This window comes from Burkholderia crassaminum (genome assembly GCF_964265005.1).
Lineage (GTDB): Bacteria > Pseudomonadota > Gammaproteobacteria > Burkholderiales > Burkholderiaceae > Burkholderia.
In genome coordinates this window covers 1969188-1988292 of record NZ_OZ183800.1, presented here as the reverse complement: position 1 = coordinate 1988292, position 19105 = coordinate 1969188, and the positions used below count along the sequence as shown (strand labels likewise).

Sequence of the window (19105 nt, the reverse complement as noted above, 5' to 3'; positions counted from 1 at the left end):
GGCAACGTTGAATGACGGCGGCATGCACCTGCCGAACGGTGCCGCCCGCTGCGACCGTTCGCGGGCCCGTCGGGCGGGGCCGGCATAGTCGGCGCATCGCAGGCTTGTGGCTGCGGGCTAGGTCTGTTGAGCAGGGAGCGCCTCGACCGGCCGCCCATACTGATCGTCAAATCGAACGATATCGTCCTCGCCGAGATAATCACCCGATTGCACTTCGATGATCTCAAGTGGAATCCGTCCGGGATTCTCAAGGCGATGCACTTCGCCGACCGCGATATAAGTCGACTCGTTCTCACACAGCAGGAACGTCTCGCCGCCACGCGTCACCTTCGCGGTGCCGCGTACGACGATCCAGTGCTCGGCGCGGTGATAGTGCATCTGCAGCGACAGGCGCTTGCCGGGCTCGACGACGATCCGCTTCACCTGGAAGCGCTGGCCGAGATCGATCGAATCGTAATGTCCCCACGGCCGCTGCACCTTGCGATGCTCGCTCGCCTGCGGGCGCCGGTCGGTCTTCAGGCGCGCGACGATGTTCTTCACGCGCTGCACATCATGCTTGTTCGCGACCAGCACGGCATCAGGCGTCTCGATCACGACGACGTCCTTCATCCCGACGCACGCGATCAGGCGGCCCTCCGAGCGCACCAGGCTGTCCTGCGTATCCTCGAACACGATCGGGCCGCGCGCGACGTTGCCGTGATCGTCCTTCGGCATGATTTCCCAGATCGCATCCCAGGTGCCGACGTCCGACCAGCCGGCCGCGAGCGGTACCACGATGCCTTCGATGCCGAGGTCGCCGTGTTCCGCGAGCCGTTCCATCACCGCATAGTCGATCGAGTCCGACGGGCACGCGTCGAAGGCCGCCGCATCGATCCGGAAGAACGGATCCTCGGCGATGCCTGCGCGCCATGCGGTTTCGCAGGCCGCGTGGATGTCAGGTGCGAGCGCGTTGATCGCTGCCAGCCAGACCGATGCGCGCGTCACGTAAATTCCGCTGTTCCACCAGTAGTCGCCGGACTGCAGGTAGCGCTCGGCAAGCGACGCGTCGGGCTTTTCGACGAAGCGCCCGATCGCGTAGCCGCCCTGGCCACCGTGGCGGCCGGTGCGCGGCTCGCCGACCTGGATGTAGCCGTAGCCCGTTTCCGCGCGGCGCGGCAGCACGCCGAGCGTGACGATCGCCCCTTCCTGCGCGTAGCGCGCCGCGCGCGCGACCGCGTCCTGGAACGCACCGACGTCGGTGATCACGTGATCGGCCGGCATCACCGCGAGCACGGGATCGTCCGCGAGCTGGCTCGCGTCGAGTGCCGCAAGCGTCAACGCGGGTGCGGTGTTGCGCGCGGCCGGTTCGAGCAGGATGCGGGCGGGCGCAGCGCGACCGAGTACCTGTGCTGCACTCATCACGCGATGCTGTTCGCCGCAGACCAGCAGCAGCGTGTCGCCGAGCGACGCGTTCTCGATGCCGTTCAGGCGGCGCGCCGTCGCCGAAAGCGGCGACTCGTTCGAGATCAGCTCGATCAGCTGCTTCGGATACTGCTCGCGCGACAGCGGCCACAGCCGTGTGCCGGAGCCGCCAGCGAGAATCACCGGCAGGATGCGCGGCAGGTCGGGCTCGGGAACCGGGCGAAGGGTGCGGGTCATCGATTGGCTCCGGTGTCGGCGGGCAGCCGGTTGTGCGTGCGGCTGTCGGCACGCGCGTCGTCGTTGCGCGACCGGTGGGCCGAAACGGCCCGGGACAGCAGGCTGCGCAGCGCGCCTGCAGCGCGGTCGGCCGACCGCACCAGGCCGACGAAGGGCGCACCCTGTTCGAGATACGGGCCGTAGGCCTTGCGGAATCCGAAACGCTTGTAGAACGCCTGGCGCGGCGCCGGGACGTGCGTGCGCACCGCGGCCTCGGGCCAGGCAGCCTGCGCGGCGGTGAGGGCGCGCTCGATCAGCCGCTCGAGCGTATCGTCGTCGCGTCGGCTCTCGCTCGTCAACACCTTGTCGATCACGACGTCCGGATCGATGTCGTCGCCGGGCAGGATGCGTGCGTAGGCCGCGACTTCCTTCGTGTCGGCGTCGCGCACGGTCGCATAGACATGCAGCGCGCCCGCGTCCTTGCCGTCGATGTCGAGATGCGTGTGCGCGTCCTCGACCACCAGCACGGCGTTGCGCGCGCGCAGGATTGCATAGAGATCGACGGCGCCCAGATGCTCGAATTCACAACAATGCCATTCCATGATGCTGTCCTCGCGTGATGCCTTCGGAACGCCGTGCCGCGCGGACGCGATCGTTCCGTGCAGTGCGGCGATCTTCATCATCCGGGTGCGCCGCACGCCGGTCTGTTCGAAAGCGTACTCACGCCCCGGATTCGCGCGGCAGGCGCGGCATGTACAGCAGGGAGCCTGTCGCGCGAGCGCCGCAAAGTGCGGTAGCACACACCGCAGCGGCCGCCGCTTTTCCATAATTGCCGCATCCTGGCGGCCCGCCTCGATGCGCGGCCAGTCAACATCGAATGTCAATAAAGAACCGGGGGCAGGACTTGAAGATTGCAAGCGTTCACGACGGGCCGATCGTGCATGGTGGTGCCGGGCATACACTCATGCCCGCGCTCGGCGGCATCGCGCAAGCCGACCGTGTGGAGCCTCGTCGAATTCCTTCAGGATCGGGTGTGCCCGCGCGGCGCACCCGTCCTTCATCCGCATGCCGTTGTTTGCACGCATGTGCTACCGCGGCGATCTGCTGTCGTCGCCGCATGCGCCCAGGCTGTGTTGCCTGGCCGATTGCGACAGCGAGCCGCCCGCATCCGTGCCGACGAAACGCCGCACACAGGCGTGACGTGACTGCGCGCCGCGTACCGTGCCGCCATGCTGCACTGCGGGGGACGACGGTCGGCACAATCGATTTCACGCGTGGCCACGACGATTCACCGAACAACGATCGGCGCGGTCGGCACGCGTTTCGCGACGCCTTGGCACCGCGAAACACGACGCACGACGCGGTGCGGTTGATTACGGCATGTAACGGAAGCGCGGGGGACGAGCAGGCCGTGCGCCGTCGCGATACGATGCGGCCATCCGGCGGCGCACGCGATTATGTGGCGAGTGGAATGCGGTACTGGCCGTTCCCGGGGATTTCGATGGGAATCACGCGCAATCGACTCCCCCCATCTCGCGGAAAAGTAGTATTTGCCACTGATTGACTGGAATGCTCATAGATAATCAAATCTCAGTGGTCAAACGCGTGTGGTGCGGGGCGACCGGTCGCGTAACCGGCTGATTCAGGATTATCTTTTGGTAACAAGACCATCTCGAAACGGGGTGTAAATTCAGGAGCGGATGAAATGCGGCGGTCATTCCGGAAGCGGGTTGGCGGCCATCCGGTTCAGCATCGGGCGCAACTGTCGTGTACGACGTGACGCACATGCCGACGGCATTCCCGTCTGCCGACGCGCTCCGCCTCGATGGCGGGTCGCTTCAAAGCGGGAACGTCGTGGCTCCCGCAGCCGCGCGTTCCCTTCGAGTTCGATGACAACGAGGCCGGATGACATCCGGCTCGACCTCCGGGGGCTCTCGCCGTGTGCAGTCTCGATCTTCGCCAAAGCTGCGGAAACGCAGCGCGGAAAGGCGGCCATGCGCCGCCGGCCGCAGCGCACGCGAACGGTTCGCGGAGTGGAGAAAGTGATGGTTCGTTATGAATATGCCAATAACGCGCGATAAGAGCGCCGGCGCGGGGAGCGGTAACGGGCAGCGTCCGCTGATTTACTGGACGCAGTCGCCGTCCGTCATGTTGCGAAAGGAACTGGCGCGACGCGACTGGAAAGTGTCGGTCGTCGCGCAGGCGAGCGAGTTGCGCGACACGTCCGGCGAAATCACCTGCGGCATCCTCGACCTGAGCGGCGGCCATGCCGACGCGATCGGCAGCATCGCGTCGACCTGCGCGTCGATGCGCGACGTCGTCTGGGTCGCACTCGTCGACGTCGGCCAGACCGCTTCGCCGAACGTGCGCGCGCTGTTGCGCGACTATTGCTTCGACTACGTCACGCTGCCCGCGTCGCACCAGCGGATCGCCGATACGGTCGGCCATGCGTACGGCATGGAATGCCTGTTCGCACGCGACCGCGAACGGCTCGAATCGGAAGAGAAAGGCATCGTCGGCACCTGCAGCGCGATGCTGCGGCTGTTCGATACGGTGCGGCGCTTCGCGCGCACGGATGCACCGGTGTTCGTGTTCGGCGAAACGGGGACCGGCAAGGAGTTGACGGCCGTCGCGATCCATCGCCATTCGGAGCGCCGCAACGGCCCGTTCGTCGCGGTCAACTGCGGTGCCATTCCGCCACATCTGCTGCAATCCGAATTGTTCGGCTATGAGCGCGGCGCGTTTACCGGCGCGAACGCGCGCAAGATCGGCTATGTCGAAGCGGCGAACGGCGGCACGCTGCTGCTCGACGAGATCGGCGACCTGCCGCACGAGAGCCAGGCGAGCCTGCTGCGTTTTCTGCAGGAGCGCTCGATCCATCGTCTTGGCGGCAGCGATCCGGTGCCGGTCGATGTCCGGATCGTGTCGGCGACGCACGTCGACCTGCGCGACGCGATGGAGGAAGGGCGTTTTCGGCCGGACCTGTTCCACCGTCTGTGCGTGATGCGCATCGACCAGCCGCCGCTGCGCGCGCGCGGCAAGGATATCGAACTGCTCGCGCATCACATGCTCGAACGCTTTCGCGGCGACGCGCGCCATCGCGTACGCGGTTTCTCGACGGATGCGATCACGGCGCTGTACAAGCACGACTGGCCCGGCAATGTGCGCGAACTGATCAACCGCGTGCGCCGCGCGGTCGTGATGACGGAAGGGCGCCTGATTACCGCGCAGGATCTCGAACTCGAATACTGTCTCGATGCCGCGTCACCGTCGGTGGCCGACATCCGCAAGTCGATCGAGCGCGAGGCAATCGAAACCGCACTGCTGCGCACGCGCGGGCGCGTCGCGGCTTCGGCACGCGAGCTCGGCGTGTCGCGTGCGACGCTGTACCGCTGGATGGAGGCATACGGGATCGAGCGGCCGCGCGGGACGGGCTCGTCCGACTGAGATTCGACAGGGGCGCTCGCGGCTTGTGCGGCCGCGAGCGTCACGTCAACCGGCCTGCGTTGCGCGTACCGTGCGCGCTGCGTTTACCGCCCGGATTTCCACGGCCGGCGGCCCATCCGCCGCAGCCCCATTCTTTCCTGCCATTTCCAGCGGAACGAGCGCGACGCGCGCCGGCGTGCCGGGTGCGAGATGGAACCAGTCGTCGCGCGGCACGAAGCCCGGCGCATCGATCTGCACGTGGCGCGCGACGTGTCGTGTGTCAATGTCCACGTGCCACGTGTCGCCGGTGCGCGACACACACGCCTCCAGCCCGAGTTCGCGGCGCGCCAGCACGGCCGGATGCGTGCGGGACGGGAAATGGAACGCCTGCGACAGCAGCGTGCCGTCGTCGGCGCGCAGCGTTGCGACGACGGTGTCGTGTTCGCAGGGCCCGAAGCGGTACGCGTAGGTCCAGTCGAAGAAGCGGCCGAGCAGCTCGGCCGAGCCGATCCGCACCGTGTCGTGCGCCGCGATCCGTATCGGGCAGCCCGCGCGCGCGACCGGCGTGCGGCCGTCGCGCAGTGCGACCAGCTCGAGTGCCGCCGACAGCGGCGCGGGGCGCTCGTTGACGACATGCACGTCGAGCCCGTTCAAGCCTTCGTCGACGAGCAACACCTGCACGGGCTGCAGGACCTGGCGCAGCGCATGCCACGCCGATTTCGGCCGGTGCGCGGCGTCGATCACCCCCCAGCCGGCGCCGGGCATCACGTCCTGGAACTGCCAGACGAGCGCGCCGGCGCAGCGCGAGCCGGTGCGCCGCCATTCGGAAAACGTCTCACGCATCACGTCGGCGATCACCGCGCGCGACAGCTCGAAGTAGCGGGCCGGATCTTCGCGCCGCAGCCGGTCGGGCGCGACGTCGTACAGCGTTTGCAGATAGTGGTCGCGAATGTCCTCGAAATCCCATGACGTGCCGGGGTCGCGCGGCACGGCGGCTTTCCAGCGCGGCTCGTGCACGCCGAGCCAGCCGAGCTCGGCGAGCGTGGCGTCGCACGGCAGGTTCGAGAATGCGAGGCATTCGCTCGCGAAGCGCACGTCCGCGCGGCGCGCGTCTTCGAGCGGGCGCAGGTACGCACCGACGCCGTAATAGTGCGACACGCGTTCGCGCGGCGCGAACGGCAGCACGCCGCCGTCGGGCGAGTCGGGTACATACGGGACGTCGGGCCGGCAGGCGGCCGCATGGCCGGCCAGACGGTCGGCGGTCAGCTCGAGGAAGCGCTGCTTCGGCCCGAGCCCGGACATCGCGGCCTGTTGCGCGATCTCGCTGCCGCCGCACAGTACGGCAAGCGACGGCGATGCGCTGTGACGCGAGAGGAACTGCCGGGCTTCGCGATCGATGTTGTCCGCGAACCCGGGATCGTCGAGCGCATAGTCGAAGTTCGCGAACATGAAATCCTGCCAGACCAGCAACCCGAGCCGGTCGCACCAGGCGTGAAAGGCATCGGCCTCGTAGGTCATCGTGCCGCCGACGCGGATCATGTTGAAGCCGGCGTCGCGCGCGAGCCCGAGCAGGCGGGCGTAGGCGGCGTCGTCCGCGTGCAGCGCGAGCGGTGCGGCGCTGCTCCAGCACGCGCCGCGTGCGAACACGGGCACGCCGTTGATGCGCAGCCCGAAACCCTTGCCGTCGGCGCCGGGGTCGACTTCGATCGTGCGGAAGCCCGTCGCGCCGAGCGGTCGCCGCTCGTCGCCGATATGCAGCGCAACGTCGTACAGCACCGGCTCGCCGTGCGTATGCGGCCACCAGCGGCACACGTTGGGCACCGCGACGCTTGCGCGCAGGCGGTCGGGGCCGGCACGTTCGAGCGTGGCATGGTGCTGGCCGCACGACAGCCGTGCCGCGAGCGCGTCGGGCAGCGGTGCGGCGAACCTCAGGTCCGCGTCGAGCCAGCCCGTGTCGCCTTCGATGCGCGCGTGCAGGTCGCAATCGACGAGAACGGGCCCGTCGGCCGGATCGAGCACGTCCACGGGCCGCCACGGGCCGGTCGGCACATACGGCGGAAACCAGCCCGGCATGTGCCCGAATAGCGACGTGCGGATCGTGCGCAGTGCCGCAGGCTCGGCGAGGCGCGTGCGCCATCGTGCGCGGCGCGGCGCGCGCGCCTCGCGCAGGTGCGGGGCGAGCGCACGGAAACAGAGGGTCAGCCGGCGCGACCCGTCGAGCGACACGGGCACATCGTGCGCGACGAACATGCTGTCGGAACGGAGGATCGGCGTATCGTCGAGCCACGCTTGCGCGAGCGTTGCGAGGCCGTGAAAGCGCAGCACGCGCGGCCCGTGCCCGCGCAGTTCGATCCGGTACCAGTGGTCGCGCTCGTCGAGCGATTCGGCTTCGTCGAGCCGGCCGGCGAGCGCGAGCGACTGCGCAACGGTACCGGGCACGGTCGCCGGAATCCAGCCGCCGCCGGCGGCCGGGAGGTCGCGCGGTTCCCGTGCGGCCCCCGCGGCTGTCGCCAGCATCGACCACGCGGGCAGCGCACGCGTGCGCGTCACCGCATGACCGGCACGGGTGCCGCAGTGTCGCTGCGCGCGGGCGTGATGTGCCGCAGCGGCAAGCCGATCTGCCGCGCGCACGCGACCACATCCGCGTAGGCGGCCTCGATCGCTTCGAGCGTCGAGTCACCGCGTTCCTCCTTGCCGCGTGCACAGGCACGCGCGAGCCGGAATTCCAGCACCATCGCTTCGGACGCGATGCGGTCGCACGCGGCGCGGATCTCGGCGAACGGCCCGACGCAGCCGCTGGCTTGCAGCCACCGCGCGTAATGGCCGAACAGTTCGAAATTCGCGCCGAGCTGCCGCACCGAGTTGAACGAGTACGCATGGAAGTGCTCGAGCGGCGACTCGGCGAGCGTGCGCGCGTCGGTCTGCAACTGGCGCCGGAACGCGGCGATCGGGTCGACGACCGGCAGGCGCCGCAGGTGGCGCTGCAGCGCGGCGAGCGACGTTTCGCACAGCGCGCGCTCGTCGAGCGGCGCAAACCGTCGCTTCGCGCATTCGACATAGGGGGGCAGCGTCATCGGCGAGCTGCCGCCGACGAGCCCGTTGTAGTCGAAATCCTCGGCCACGTAATAGCCGCTGTTGTGGAAGTAGCCGATCTGGCGTTTCGTGCGGTCGATCGCATCGATGCCGATCGTCGTCTTCGTGTGCTGCGTGCGGTAGCTGCTGCCGCGTGTATCGGGCAGGAACCACGCGTCGACCTCGACGATCATCAGGTGGCCGCGTGCGACCTGCGTCTCGATGTGCTGGTCGAGCGGTTCGTAGATCGAGTGCTCCTGCACGACGATGCCGTACAGCCGCTCCAGTTCGTCGTGCGGAAACTTGAAGAACGTGAACTGGTCGCCCTCGAAATCGAGTGCGATCGTAAACGGTAGCGCCGCGTACGGATTGAAGCCCCACCACCGGAGCACTTCGAGCCACATGTCGACGTAGCAGTTGGTCTGCTTCCAGACCATCTCCTGGCTGTGCAGCGGATGCGGCCGGTAGTGGCGCGCGCGGTGGCGCACATCCTCGAACGACGCGTCTTCGCCGTCGCGGGACACGAATCTCATCGCGTGCCCCACAGCACGTCGCGGACTTCACGCGGCCATGCATCGATGTCGAAGCCGTGGTGGCGGAACAGCGCGAGCGTGAGCCGTTCGAGGCCGAAGCCGACGCAGCCCGTGTGCGCGACGTCGTCCGTCGCGGTGCGGATGTTCCACAGCAGCCCGAAATGGTCCATGTGGTAGTTGAAGCTCAGGCAGGCGGTCTGGCGATCGTCGTGCTCGATCGGGATCAGCAGCTCGAATTTCAGGTTCTGCTCGCGCTGGCTGTTCGCGACGATCTTGCCGCCGCGCCCGAAGAACGGGTCGTTCGCGAGATCGATCGCGTTGGGCAGGCGCAGCGCCTCGATCATCCGCGTGCCGCGTTCGATCCAGGTCTCGCGGAATGCGACGATCTGCTCGGGCGTGCCGATCCGCACATACTCGCGCATCCGGAACAGCTGCATGCGGGTCGGATCGAGCGACGGCTCGTGGCGGAAGCAGTACGAGAATACGTCGACGATCCGGCCGTCGGCCGGCAGCGCGCCCGCGCGTGCCACGACCGGGTAGACGGGGTAGCACGCGGCCGGCGTCATCACGACGTAGGTCGGCTTCTGGCTTTCCGTCCAGTCGTCGCCGCGATCGAGGCACTGCAGCACGCGCTGGTGCCTCTGTTCGTCGCCGCAGAACGCATGCACGCTGCCCGCGAGCTGCGGGAAGCTCTTCATGTATTCGCTGCGCTCGAATTCGAGGCGGCTCATGGCCGGCGGGAAGCGCAGCACTTCGGCCTGCTGGTCGGCGCCGATGCGCGTAACGAACGCGTCGAGCGCTTCCACGACGCGCTCGAACCGTTCGCTGCGGCCGAACAGGCCCTGGATGCCGGTCGAGACCAGCAGGCCCGCGTCGATCAGTTCGTCGCGCAGCGGATTGACGCCCGCGCGGTCGAACGGTGCGTCGGCGGGAGCGGAGGCGGCGGAGGGCACGGCAAGTCGATCGTTCACGAATGTTTCTCCAGCGTCGCAGGACGCAGCGCGAGCAGCAGGTTCGAGGTGTTGGCGGCAATGCGGTCGTTGCTGATCATCAGCGGCGCCGCATGCAGGTCGCGAATGTGGCGGCCGATGCTGAACGGTGTGCCTTGCTTGTAGCCGGCCATCCCGCAGATCATCATGGCCTCGTGCGCGACTTCCAGCGCGGTCGTCGACACGTAGGTCTTCAGCGTGTTGATCTCGGCGGCCCAGGCCATGCCGGCCGACCACGAGCGTGCCGTCGCATTCGCATGGAGACGCAGCACGTTGTCGACGCGGGCCTGCATCGCCTGCATCAGCGCGAGCGATTCGGCGATGCGCCTCGACGCGGGCGACGGCGCACCGTCGGTCTGGCGTGCCTGCGCGCGGAAGAACTGGTGCGCGCGATGGAACGCGTCGCCGGCCACGCCGATCCATACCGCGGCCCACAGGATGTGCGATACCGGCACCATCGTTTCCTCGGCGATCTTCGCGAACGGTACCGGCAGGCACTGGACGGCGGCGCCTTGCGCGTCGAGCTCGAAACCGTTGCTGCAGGTGCCGCGCATCCCGAGCGTGTCCCATTCGCCGCGGCGCGTGAGCGTGTAGCCGTCGCGCAGCAGCGTGACGAGTACCTGCTCGGAAGCCGGGGCATCCGCATCGCGTCGCGCGGTCGCGAGGATGCCGTCCGCATAGTCGCCGTACGAGATCGTCGGCGCGGATTTGCGCAGCCGGAATTCGCCGCCGTCGGTTTCGAGCGCGCACTGGCTCGCGCGCAGGTTGCCGCCGACGCCGTTTTCCGACGTGGCCGATGCGAGCAGCCACTGGTGGCGCACGAGTTGCTGCAGGAACAGCTTGTGCCAGCCCTGGTCGAGCGCGTGGTTGACGATGCAGGCGACCTGGATCTGGTGCATCGCGAACACCATGGCCGACGACGCGCAGGCCTGGCCGAGAATCGAGCAGGCCGACGCGACGTCCTCCAGCGACGCGCCAGCGCCGCCAAGATGGGTCGGCACCATCGCGCCGAGCAGGCGGCGCGCGCGCATCGCCTCGATCGCCTCGACGGGGCAGCGCGCGTCGCGGTCGACCGCGTCCGCGTGCTGCGCGGCGATCTGTGCGACGGCATGCGCGGCCTCGTCGAGCCGACGCGAATCGCTGTCGGTCGCGAGTTCGGGAAGCAGCGCGCTCATGCGGAATGCTCGGTGCGTTGCAGCGTGGCGATCGTGTCCGCGAGCGCATCGATGCTGCGGAACAGGTTGCGGTTCAGCATCTCGTCGGGAATCTCGATGTTGAATTGCTTCTCGATCGCGAGCATCAGCTGGATCGTGTCGAGCGACGAAAGGCCCGCTTGGTAGAGGTCGTCCCCGTCGCCGATCGAATCGATCGCGGCTTCGAGATGGGCGACGTGCTTCAGGATGGTTCTGATTTCGTTTTTCACGTGCTGCTCCGGCGTGCGTGGTGTCGTCCGCTCGGGCAGACGCGCGATACGCGCTGACGTCCCCCCGGCAGTCCGGCATCAGTAGACCATTGGCAGACACGGCGTTCTGTTCGCCACCCTACAAACAGCTGACCCTGCGCACCGAAGTGCCGCGCCGGGTGGGCAGGCCGGTCAGGCGCGCGAAGCGGCCGGCACACCCGAGTCGGCCGACAGGATGCGCTTCATCTCGTCACGCACGATCGTGCGGCAGTCGCACGACATTTTTTCGAGGCCGTCGAGATCGGCGAGTTCGATCGAGCTCCGGTATTGCCGGATCAGGCCCAGCTTCTGGATTTCGCCGGCGGCATCGGTGACCGTTTCGCGCCGCACGCCGAGCATCTGCGCCAGCATGCTGTGTGTCACCTGGATCTCGATGCTGCGGGTCCGGTCATACGCGAGCAGGAACCATCGGCATAACTGATGTTTGAGCACGTGATGACGGCTGCAGAACGTGATCTGCGAGACCTGCGCCATCAGCAGCCGTACGCAGACGAACACGAGATGGCGAATCACCGGAGACGCGTCGAACGCGGCGGCGAACACGCGCCGGTCGAGCCGGTAGACGAAACCGTCGCGGCAGGCGACGGCCCGGCAGGGCATCCGGCCGCTGCCGCTGATCACGTCGTCGCACACCACGCTCTCGCTGCCGATCTCCGCGACTTCCAGCGTCATGCCGCCGGACGACACGTATTGCAGCGAAATCGCGGTCGTGACGGGCAGGTAGACCGCCGCGAGCATTTCGCCGGGCTCGCAGAGTACTTGCCCCGATTTCAGGTGGACGAGTTGAAGGTGGGGGGCGAACGTCGCGAGGTCGTCGCGGTCGATGGCCGCAAGAAACCGGTTCGCATCGAAGCTGTGGGAAAGCTCGATCATGCCGTTCGCGTACACGACGGCGTCAGGGGCCTGGTGAGTCACGGCGCATCCTCGTAGGGTGGCGGTCGCGCGTCGTATCGGCAATACCCCGAAAATGGGGAATTCGCACGATCGTGCGGACTTGTGTTCGTCAAAAATGGAGTGACGATACTGGCGAAAAGGCTAGCACGCCATTGATTTGAATCAATTGCATATTGCGTCATTTCACAAAGTTTGACGATTTTGGCCGGATGAAAACGTCATCCGGATTTAATGATTCATTTCGACGGAATTAATCATCCGGAGACTGAATGGCACAGCGATCATTCATTCGGTGTCGGCCGGGAATGAATCGCGCGGTGGTGGGAACCGTTCGGAGAAAGTGCCTGGCGGGCATTGAACATTATTTGACAAATAAATGGTGCTCGCAAAAATATCTATAAAAATCAAATGGATACGGATGAAGTGTGCGCTAGGTGACAAAGTGGAAAATTAGTGTCTCGATTCAAATTTGAGACAGTTTCAAACAACCGTGTGAGGCGTGGCACTGGAGCGGGGTGCTGTCCGGCACATCACCGAAACAATTGAAAATCGACTGTAAGTATATGAGCGACAAGCCTCGCAGCACCGCTGCGACTGACTTGGTTCGATGCGGGGGAAATGATCAGTCAAATGGCGTGCAGTGTCCATCGTCCGGAAGAGTGTCCGGAAATGAGACGCTTTTTTTGTTTTTGCACCGGTTATTCGGGTGATCTAAATCCGTCGTGATTCATATATTAAGGATGGGCATGTATTGGCACGTAAATCGCTTATTCGGGCTGGCGTGTCGAAACGGGACGACCGACTCAATCCGGCGGCGGCAAGCCGAGGGCAGTCGGAATCAGGGTTGTGGGCCGCAACCACTGCCAACGTCCGGGCGCGCATCGCGATAACGAGTTCCGTGCACGCGGCTGCAGGCGGCGCGGACGATAAAAGGGATACAGACATGCTTCATCTTCACTCGAGCTACTCGGCGAATGCCATCCTCGATGCCCTCCCCGAGGACAGCATCCGCACCATCGCACCGCATCTCGAACTGGTCAGGATCAAGGCCGGGATGCTCGACCGGGTCGGCGAGCCGACGCGCCACGTGCATTTCCCGACGACGTCGATGATGTCGGTGCAGCACCTGATGGAGGACGGTGCGATGGTCGAGGTAGCGCAGGTCGGCCGCGAAGGGGTGGTCGGGCTGGCGACGCTGGTGGGTGGCGCCGCCGCGTCGCACCGGGTCGAGGTCCGCATCGGCGGGATGGCCTATCGCGTGCCGAGCTGCGTGATGCGCGCCGAATTCGAGCGATCGCCGGCGACCTACCGGCTGCTGCTCAACTACTGCCAGGCGGCGATGGCGCAGATCTCGCGCAGCGCGCTGTGCAACCGGCATCACTCGGTCAGCGAGCAGTTGAGCCGCTGGCTGCTGCTCGCGCACGACCGCATCGACGGCGATGAACTGGCCGTCACGCAGCAGACGATCGCGAACATGCTTGGCGTGCGGCGCGAAGGCGTGACGGAAGCGGCGGGCAACCTGCAGGAAGCCGGGCTGATCCGGCAGCGCCGCGGCCGCATCACGGTGCTCGACCGCGACGGCCTCGAACATCACGCGTGCGAATGCTACGACCTGATTCGCGCCGACTACCGCAGGCTGCTCGGCACGCGCGGGACGGCAAGGCCGACGCCGGTTCGGCCCCGCCTGCCGGAGGGGCGCCGCGGGTTCCCGGCACATGGTGCGTGACGATGCAGTCGAGGGCCGGTGGAACGAATGCGATGCGGCGTGCCGCGATCGCAGCGACCGACGTCGTGCTCGTGCTGGCAGGCGCGCTCGCGGCGCAGGCGGCGTCGGGCCTCGCGTGGCGCGCGCTGTCCGACGCGCAGCGCGGTGCGATCGCGCTGCTGTGCGTGCTGACCGTGGCATTGCTGCCGCGCTACCTGCGCACCGTGCGCGGCAGCGTGGCGCCACAAGGCGGCGCGCATGCGCTGACGCAGACGATGGTGGCGCTCGTCTGTGCGAGTGTGCTGACGGTGGCCGGTGCGATGTGGATCATGAACCGCGGCGGCACGATCACGACACGCTGGATCGTGCGCACGGTGCTGGCCGGCGACGCCGCGCTGCTGCTCGGCCGTGCCGCGCTGCTGGCGCTTGCGCTGACGCGTGACGACCCGCGCGCGCGGCAGCGCCGCGTCGCGGTGGTCGGCGCAACCGCGTACGGGCGTGTCGCGGTCGAGCGGATGCAGCTCGACCCGCAGGGCCCGTTCGTGGCGGCGTGCGTATTCGACGACGACGCACAGGCTGCCGCCGGCGGCATCGGCGGCGTGCCGGTGATCGACGACTGGAGCGCGTTGCGCGACCTGATTCGCGGCGGCGGGATCGACGAGGTATGGCTCACGCTGCCGATGTCGCACGAGTGGCGGATCCAGCGCATCGTCCGCGAGTTGCGCGACGAGTTCGTTGAGTTGCGGTTGTTGCCCGACGTGCGGCAGATGGCGATGGTCGATCGCTCGGCGACCGACGTGCTCGGCATGCCGGCGATCAATCTCGCGACCACGCCGCGCTCGGCGCCGGAGCTGTGGGCGAAGTTCGCGTTCGACCGGCTGTTCGCAATCGGTGTGCTGATTCCGTTGTTGCCGCTGCTGTCGATGCTGGCGATCGCGGTCAAGCTGTCGTCGCCGGGGCCCGTGCTGTTCAGGCAGCGCCGCAAGGGCGTCGACGGGCGCGAGTTCGACATCCTGAAATTCCGGACGATGCGTGTGCATCGCGCACAGCCGGGTGTCGTGCGGCAGGCGTCGCGCAACGATTCGCGCATCACGCGCGTCGGCGCGTTCCTGCGGCGCACGTCGCTCGACGAGCTGCCGCAATTCTTCAACGTGCTGTTCGGGCAGATGTCGGTCGTCGGCCCGCGTCCGCATGCGATCGAACACGACGACCTGTACCGGCAACTGATCGACTGCTACATGTACCGCTACCGCGTGCGGCCCGGCATCACCGGATGGGCACAGGTGAACGGCTATCGCGGCGAGACGCGCAAGGTCGAGTCGATGGAGGCGCGCGTCAAGTTCGACCTGTTCTACATGCAGAACTGGAGCTTCTGGTTCGACATGAAGATCATCCTGCTGACGGTCGTGCGAGGCTTTATCGGCCGGAATGCCTTCTGAGGTTGCGCGGGGCGGCCAACGCGGCGGCGGCCAGCCCCGCATCAGCGCACCACGAACGCATCGGGATACGCGGAGTTTTCCGCCGTATCGCGCACGCACGCCTGCGCGATATCGAGCACGTCGCGCACGGCCGGATTGTTCTTCAGCGCATGCTGGTGAACGAGATAGAAATTGAACCACTGGCTCGAATCGAACGGGCGCGCCACCAGCTCGCGGTTCGCGCAGAGGTCGGCGGCGGTCAGCGCATTGAGCAGGCTCACGCCGTCGGTCAGCCGGATCACTTCGCCGAGCGAGCTCATGCTCACGCGCAACTCGTAGCCAAGCCGACGGCGGTCGCTCGAGTCGTCGTAGATCAGGTGGTCGGACTGGATCGGCTTGATGTACTGCTGATCGGCGAGATCGTCGTACGTCAGCAGCTTGCGCGCGGCGAGCCGGTTCTTGCGCGTCAGTAGCGCGACCATCTTCGCGCCGAACACGGGCACGAAGATCAGGCCCGGCTCATGGATCTCGTACGACACGATCGCGAGATCGAGGCGGCCGCCTTCCACATCCGATATGAGCCGCCCGCTCGCGGCGACGTCGAGCGCGACGCCCGTGCCGCTGTGCGACTGCGCATATTGCTGCGCGAGCCGCGGCCCGAACCGGTGACACAGCCCCGGTGCGCAGCCGATGCGCAGCGACGCGACACCGCTGTCCTGCAACAGCGAAATTTCCTCTTCGATACGATTCAGCCGGTCGAGCAACTGCACGGCCTCGTCGAGCATGTAGCGGCCTGCCGGCGAGATCTGAAGGCGCTGGTTCTCGCGCGCGAACAGCCGGATGCGCAGGCTGTCCTCCAGCCTCGCGAGCGCATGGCTGACGGCCGACTGCGTGATGCCGAGCTGAACCGCCGCCTGTCGCGTGGAGCCGGCCGTGGCGATCGCATGGAAGATTTCGATGTCGCGCAGGCTGAAGTCGCTCCGCATGTTCGCTCCGGTCAATCAATTGATTAAAAAAGATCATATATTGACCGAAAAATAATTCAAAGCGAGACTTCGATCCAGTCAAACAACAGGCCGATTCCTTCTACCGCAATGGCTTCCGGGCCGTCGGCAGATGATGAATCAAATCGGTCACTCATCATACGGAGACACCCTCAGTGCCGTTGCGCCGCCGCGCAGCGCGCTGGCCGCCATGCCATGTTCGATTTCCATCTCGTCTTCAAGTACCTGCCGATGCTGTTCGAAGCGGCGGCCGTCACGGTGGAGCTGACGCTGCTCGCGACCGTATTCGGCCTGGCCATCGGCCTCGGCGCCGCACTCGGCAGGTTGTCGCGCCATCGCGTGCTGCGCGACGCCACCAGCGCCTATATCTGGCTGATCCGCTCGACGCCGCTGCTCGTCCAGCTGTTCATCATCTACTTCGGGTTGCCGCAGTTCGGGCTCGAACTGTCGCCGTTCACGTCCGGCGTGATCGGTCTCGCGCTCAACGTCGGCGCCTACAACGCGGAGACGATCCGTGCCGGCATCCTCGCGATTCCGCACGGGCAGGTCGAAGCGTCCCGGTCGCTGGGCTTCGGCGCCGCGCGCACGATGCGGCTCGTCGTGCTGCCGCAGGCACTCAGGCTGATCGTGCCGCCGCTCGGCAACAACCTGATCATTCTCACCAAGGACACGTCGCTCGTGTCGACGATCACGCTCGCGGAGCTGTTCATGCGCACGCAGCAACTGGTCGGCGCGACCTTCAAGCCATTCGAACTCTACTTTGCATGCGCAATGATCTATGCATTGCTGACCACCGGGACGAGCCTGGTGCTGCGCCAGCTCGAACGGCACCTGATCCTGAAGGGAGGCCGGGCATGAACGGAACCCAGCCGCAGATCGTCCTGCGCGATATCCACAAGACCTACGGGGCGCTGGAAGTGTTGAAGGGCATTTCGCTCGACGTCCGCAAAGGCGAGGTGGTCGTGCTGATCGGCCCGAGCGGATCGGGAAAGAGCACGCTGCTGCGCTGCGTGAACCACCTGGAGACGCCGACGCGCGGCGAGGTGAGGGTGCTCGGCAGCCTCGTCAACGATCCGGGCCGCGGGCATCGAGCCCAGGAGCGTTACCTGAATGCGATGCGGATGAAGGTCGGCATGGTGTTCCAGCACTTCAACCTGTTTCCGCACCTGACCGTGCTCGACAACCTGACGCTCGCGCCGATGCAGCTGCTCGGCATGACGGCATCGCAGGCGCGGGATGAAGCGCGGGAACTGCTCGACAAGGTCGGCGTGCTCGACAAGCAGGACGTCTATCCCGGCAATCTGTCCGGCGGGCAGAAGCAGCGTGTCGCGATTGCGCGGGCACTGGCGCTCAAGCCCGACGCGATGCTGTTCGACGAACCGACGTCGGCCCTCGACCCCGAGATGGTCGGCGGCGTGCTGGCCGTCATGGAGCGGCTGGCGAAGGCCGGCATGACGATGATGGTCGTCACGCACGAGATGCGGTTCGCTGAACGCGTGGCCGATCGAGTCGTCTTCATGGCCGACGGCCGGGTTGTCGAGGACGGCTGTCCGACCGAGATCTTTCATCGGCCTTCGCACGAACGGACCCAGGCGTTCCTCGCCGATATCCGCTAACCGCGCGCTACCGAATCACCTTACGCAATCAGAAAAGGACGTCAATGAGCGACCATCTCTTTTACCAGTCCGCCGTGCAGTTGCCGACTGTCGCGCGCGCCGAAGGCATCTACGCATGGGATACGGACGGCAAGCGTCACATCGACGCGTGTTCCGGCGCCATCGTGGCGCAGCTGGGCCACGGTCATCCGGCGATCCGCGACGCGATGCTCGCGCAGCTCGACAAGGTCGCGTTCGCGTATCGGACGCAGTTCGAGAACCAGCCCGCCGTGGACCTCGCGGAGAAGCTCGTCGAGCTCGCGGGCGGCCGCTTCGATCGCGTGTTTTTCTCGAGCGGCGGCTCGGAATCGGTCGAATCGGCATTGAAGCTCGCGCGCCAGTACTGGGTGTGCAGCGGTGAGCCGGAGCGCAGCGTGTTCATCGCGCGCCAGCCGTCCTATCACGGCTCGACGATGGGTGCGCTCGCGATGACGAGCTACACGCCGCTCACGCGGCCGTTCGAGCCGATGATCCAGCTTTATCCGAAGGTCGCTTCGCCGACGCAGTATCGCGTGCCGCCCGGCAAGAGCGCGGAGCAGCACGCGCTCGACTGCGCGGACGAACTCGACGCGGCGATTCGTGAAGTCGGTGCCGGGCGGGTGGCCGCGTTCGTCGCGGAGCCGATCGGCGGCGCGAGCACGGGCGCCGAGGTGCCGCACGACGCGTATTTCGCGCGCATCCGCGAGATCTGCTCGCGCCATGGAATCCTGCTGATCCTCGACGAAGTGATGACGGGCATCGGCCGCACGGGGCGCTGGTTCGGTTTCCAGCACTGGAATGTCGAGGCCGACATCCTGTGCGTGGCGAAGGGGCTCGGCGCCGGTTACTACCCGACGTCCGCGATCGTGACGCGGGCCGGGCTGACCGACCCGATCCTCGCATCGGGCGGGTTCCAGCACGGCTATACCTACGCAGGCAATCCGCTCGCGAGCGCGACGGCGCTGGCCGTGATCGACGTGATCGAACGCGAGGGGCTGGTCGAGCATGCGGCCGAGACGGGCGACTATCTGCGCGGCCTGCTCGACAGCCTGGCGACCCGGCACGACTTCATCGGCGACGTGCGCGGGCGCGGCTTCCTGCTCGCGCTCGAGTATGTCGCGGAGCGCGACACGAAAACCCCGTTCGATCCGGCGCTCCGGTTCGGCGAGCAGGTGACGCGCGCCGCACGCGAGCAGGGGGTGATCGTCTATCCGCGCAAATCGCTGATGGGGGAAACCGGCGATCACACGCTGATCGCGCCGCCGCTGATCACGACCCGCGCGCAATGCGACGAGATCGTCGAACGGCTCGACCTCGCGTTCCGGACGATCGGGCGATGACGGGGCAACGC

At 66.7% G+C, this 19105-nt stretch carries 15 protein-coding genes; 6 read left to right on the top strand and 9 right to left on the bottom strand.

From position 1 onward, the window contains the following. Positions 1 to 117: 117 nt before the first annotated feature. Both ACPTTF_RS25920 and ACPTTF_RS25915 read right to left on the bottom strand, forming a co-directional pair. Positions 118 to 1638 (bottom strand): mannose-1-phosphate guanylyltransferase/mannose-6-phosphate isomerase, encoded by a 1521-nt coding sequence (locus ACPTTF_RS25920; protein ID WP_423368771.1) that lies wholly within the window; start codon positions 1636 to 1638, stop codon positions 118 to 120. Next, positions 1635 to 2219 carry a drug:proton antiporter gene (locus ACPTTF_RS25915; protein WP_423369880.1) on the bottom strand — a complete coding sequence of 195 codons (585 nt, stop codon included), beginning with the start codon at positions 2217 to 2219 and terminating at the stop codon, positions 1635 to 1637. The genes ACPTTF_RS25920 and ACPTTF_RS25915 overlap by 4 nt, the downstream gene beginning before the upstream one ends. Positions 2220 to 3672: 1453 nt before the next feature. Between ACPTTF_RS25915 and ACPTTF_RS25910 the strand changes: the two genes are divergently transcribed. After that, on the top strand, positions 3673 to 5064 hold the full coding sequence (locus ACPTTF_RS25910) for a sigma-54 dependent transcriptional regulator (protein ID WP_166953105.1): 1392 nt from the start codon (positions 3673 to 3675) through the stop codon (positions 5062 to 5064). Between the two features lie 45 nt (positions 5065 to 5109). Here the strand turns inward: ACPTTF_RS25910 and ACPTTF_RS25905 are convergent, their stop codons facing one another. From ACPTTF_RS25905 to ACPTTF_RS25880, 6 genes are all read right to left on the bottom strand, one after another. Next, positions 5110 to 7593 carry a glycosyl hydrolase 2 galactose-binding domain-containing protein gene (locus ACPTTF_RS25905; RefSeq protein ID WP_423368770.1) on the bottom strand — a complete coding sequence of 828 codons (2484 nt, stop codon included), beginning with the start codon at positions 7591 to 7593 and terminating at the stop codon, positions 5110 to 5112. Next, positions 7590 to 8648 carry a DUF1839 family protein gene (locus ACPTTF_RS25900; RefSeq protein ID WP_166953101.1) on the bottom strand — a complete coding sequence of 353 codons (1059 nt, stop codon included), beginning with the start codon at positions 8646 to 8648 and terminating at the stop codon, positions 7590 to 7592. The genes ACPTTF_RS25905 and ACPTTF_RS25900 overlap by 4 nt, the downstream gene beginning before the upstream one ends. Further along, the gene (locus ACPTTF_RS25895) at positions 8645 to 9619 is read right to left on the bottom strand and encodes an amino acid--[acyl-carrier-protein] ligase (protein ID WP_423368769.1); all 975 of its coding nucleotides are present in this window, start codon (positions 9617 to 9619) and stop codon (positions 8645 to 8647) included. Before ACPTTF_RS25895 ends, ACPTTF_RS25900 begins: the two co-directional genes overlap by 4 nt. Then, positions 9616 to 10812, bottom strand: a complete 1197-nt coding sequence (locus ACPTTF_RS25890) for an acyl-CoA dehydrogenase family protein (RefSeq protein ID WP_166953097.1) — start codon at positions 10810 to 10812, stop codon at positions 9616 to 9618. The genes ACPTTF_RS25895 and ACPTTF_RS25890 overlap by 4 nt, the downstream gene beginning before the upstream one ends. Next, complete coding sequence (locus tag ACPTTF_RS25885; RefSeq protein WP_423368768.1) at positions 10809 to 11060, bottom strand: acyl carrier protein; 252 nt, start codon at positions 11058 to 11060, stop codon at positions 10809 to 10811. The genes ACPTTF_RS25890 and ACPTTF_RS25885 overlap by 4 nt, the downstream gene beginning before the upstream one ends. A gap of 171 nt (positions 11061 to 11231) precedes the next feature. Further along, complete coding sequence (locus ACPTTF_RS25880) at positions 11232 to 12014, bottom strand: Crp/Fnr family transcriptional regulator (protein ID WP_423368767.1); 783 nt, start codon at positions 12012 to 12014, stop codon at positions 11232 to 11234. 922 nt (positions 12015 to 12936) lie between these two features. Here ACPTTF_RS25880 and ACPTTF_RS25875 point away from each other — a divergent pair. Both ACPTTF_RS25875 and ACPTTF_RS25870 read left to right on the top strand, forming a co-directional pair. Continuing rightward, a complete protein-coding gene (locus tag ACPTTF_RS25875; protein WP_423368766.1) occupies positions 12937 to 13719 on the top strand; it encodes a Crp/Fnr family transcriptional regulator in 783 nt (260 codons plus the stop codon). Between the two features lie 32 nt (positions 13720 to 13751). After that, the gene (locus ACPTTF_RS25870; protein ID WP_423368765.1) at positions 13752 to 15137 is read left to right on the top strand and encodes an undecaprenyl-phosphate glucose phosphotransferase; all 1386 of its coding nucleotides are present in this window, start codon (positions 13752 to 13754) and stop codon (positions 15135 to 15137) included. 41 nt (positions 15138 to 15178) lie between these two features. On the opposite strand, the gene ACPTTF_RS25865 is transcribed toward ACPTTF_RS25870, so the two are convergent. Then, the gene (locus ACPTTF_RS25865) at positions 15179 to 16102 is read right to left on the bottom strand and encodes a LysR family transcriptional regulator (RefSeq protein ID WP_166953091.1); all 924 of its coding nucleotides are present in this window, start codon (positions 16100 to 16102) and stop codon (positions 15179 to 15181) included. Between the two features lie 213 nt (positions 16103 to 16315). Between ACPTTF_RS25865 and ACPTTF_RS25860 the strand changes: the two genes are divergently transcribed. The 3 genes from ACPTTF_RS25860 to ACPTTF_RS25850 are packed head-to-tail and all read left to right on the top strand — an operon-like array spanning position 16316 to position 19094. Further along, entirely contained in the window at positions 16316 to 16978 is a 663-nt protein-coding gene (locus ACPTTF_RS25860; RefSeq protein WP_423368764.1) for an amino acid ABC transporter permease, read from the top strand. After that, positions 16975 to 17736 (top strand): amino acid ABC transporter ATP-binding protein, encoded by a 762-nt coding sequence (locus ACPTTF_RS25855; protein ID WP_166953087.1) that lies wholly within the window; start codon positions 16975 to 16977, stop codon positions 17734 to 17736. Before ACPTTF_RS25860 ends, ACPTTF_RS25855 begins: the two co-directional genes overlap by 4 nt. A gap of 44 nt (positions 17737 to 17780) precedes the next feature. Beyond that, complete coding sequence (locus tag ACPTTF_RS25850) at positions 17781 to 19094, top strand: aspartate aminotransferase family protein (RefSeq protein ID WP_423368763.1); 1314 nt, start codon at positions 17781 to 17783, stop codon at positions 19092 to 19094. Positions 19095 to 19105 lie beyond the last annotated feature (11 nt).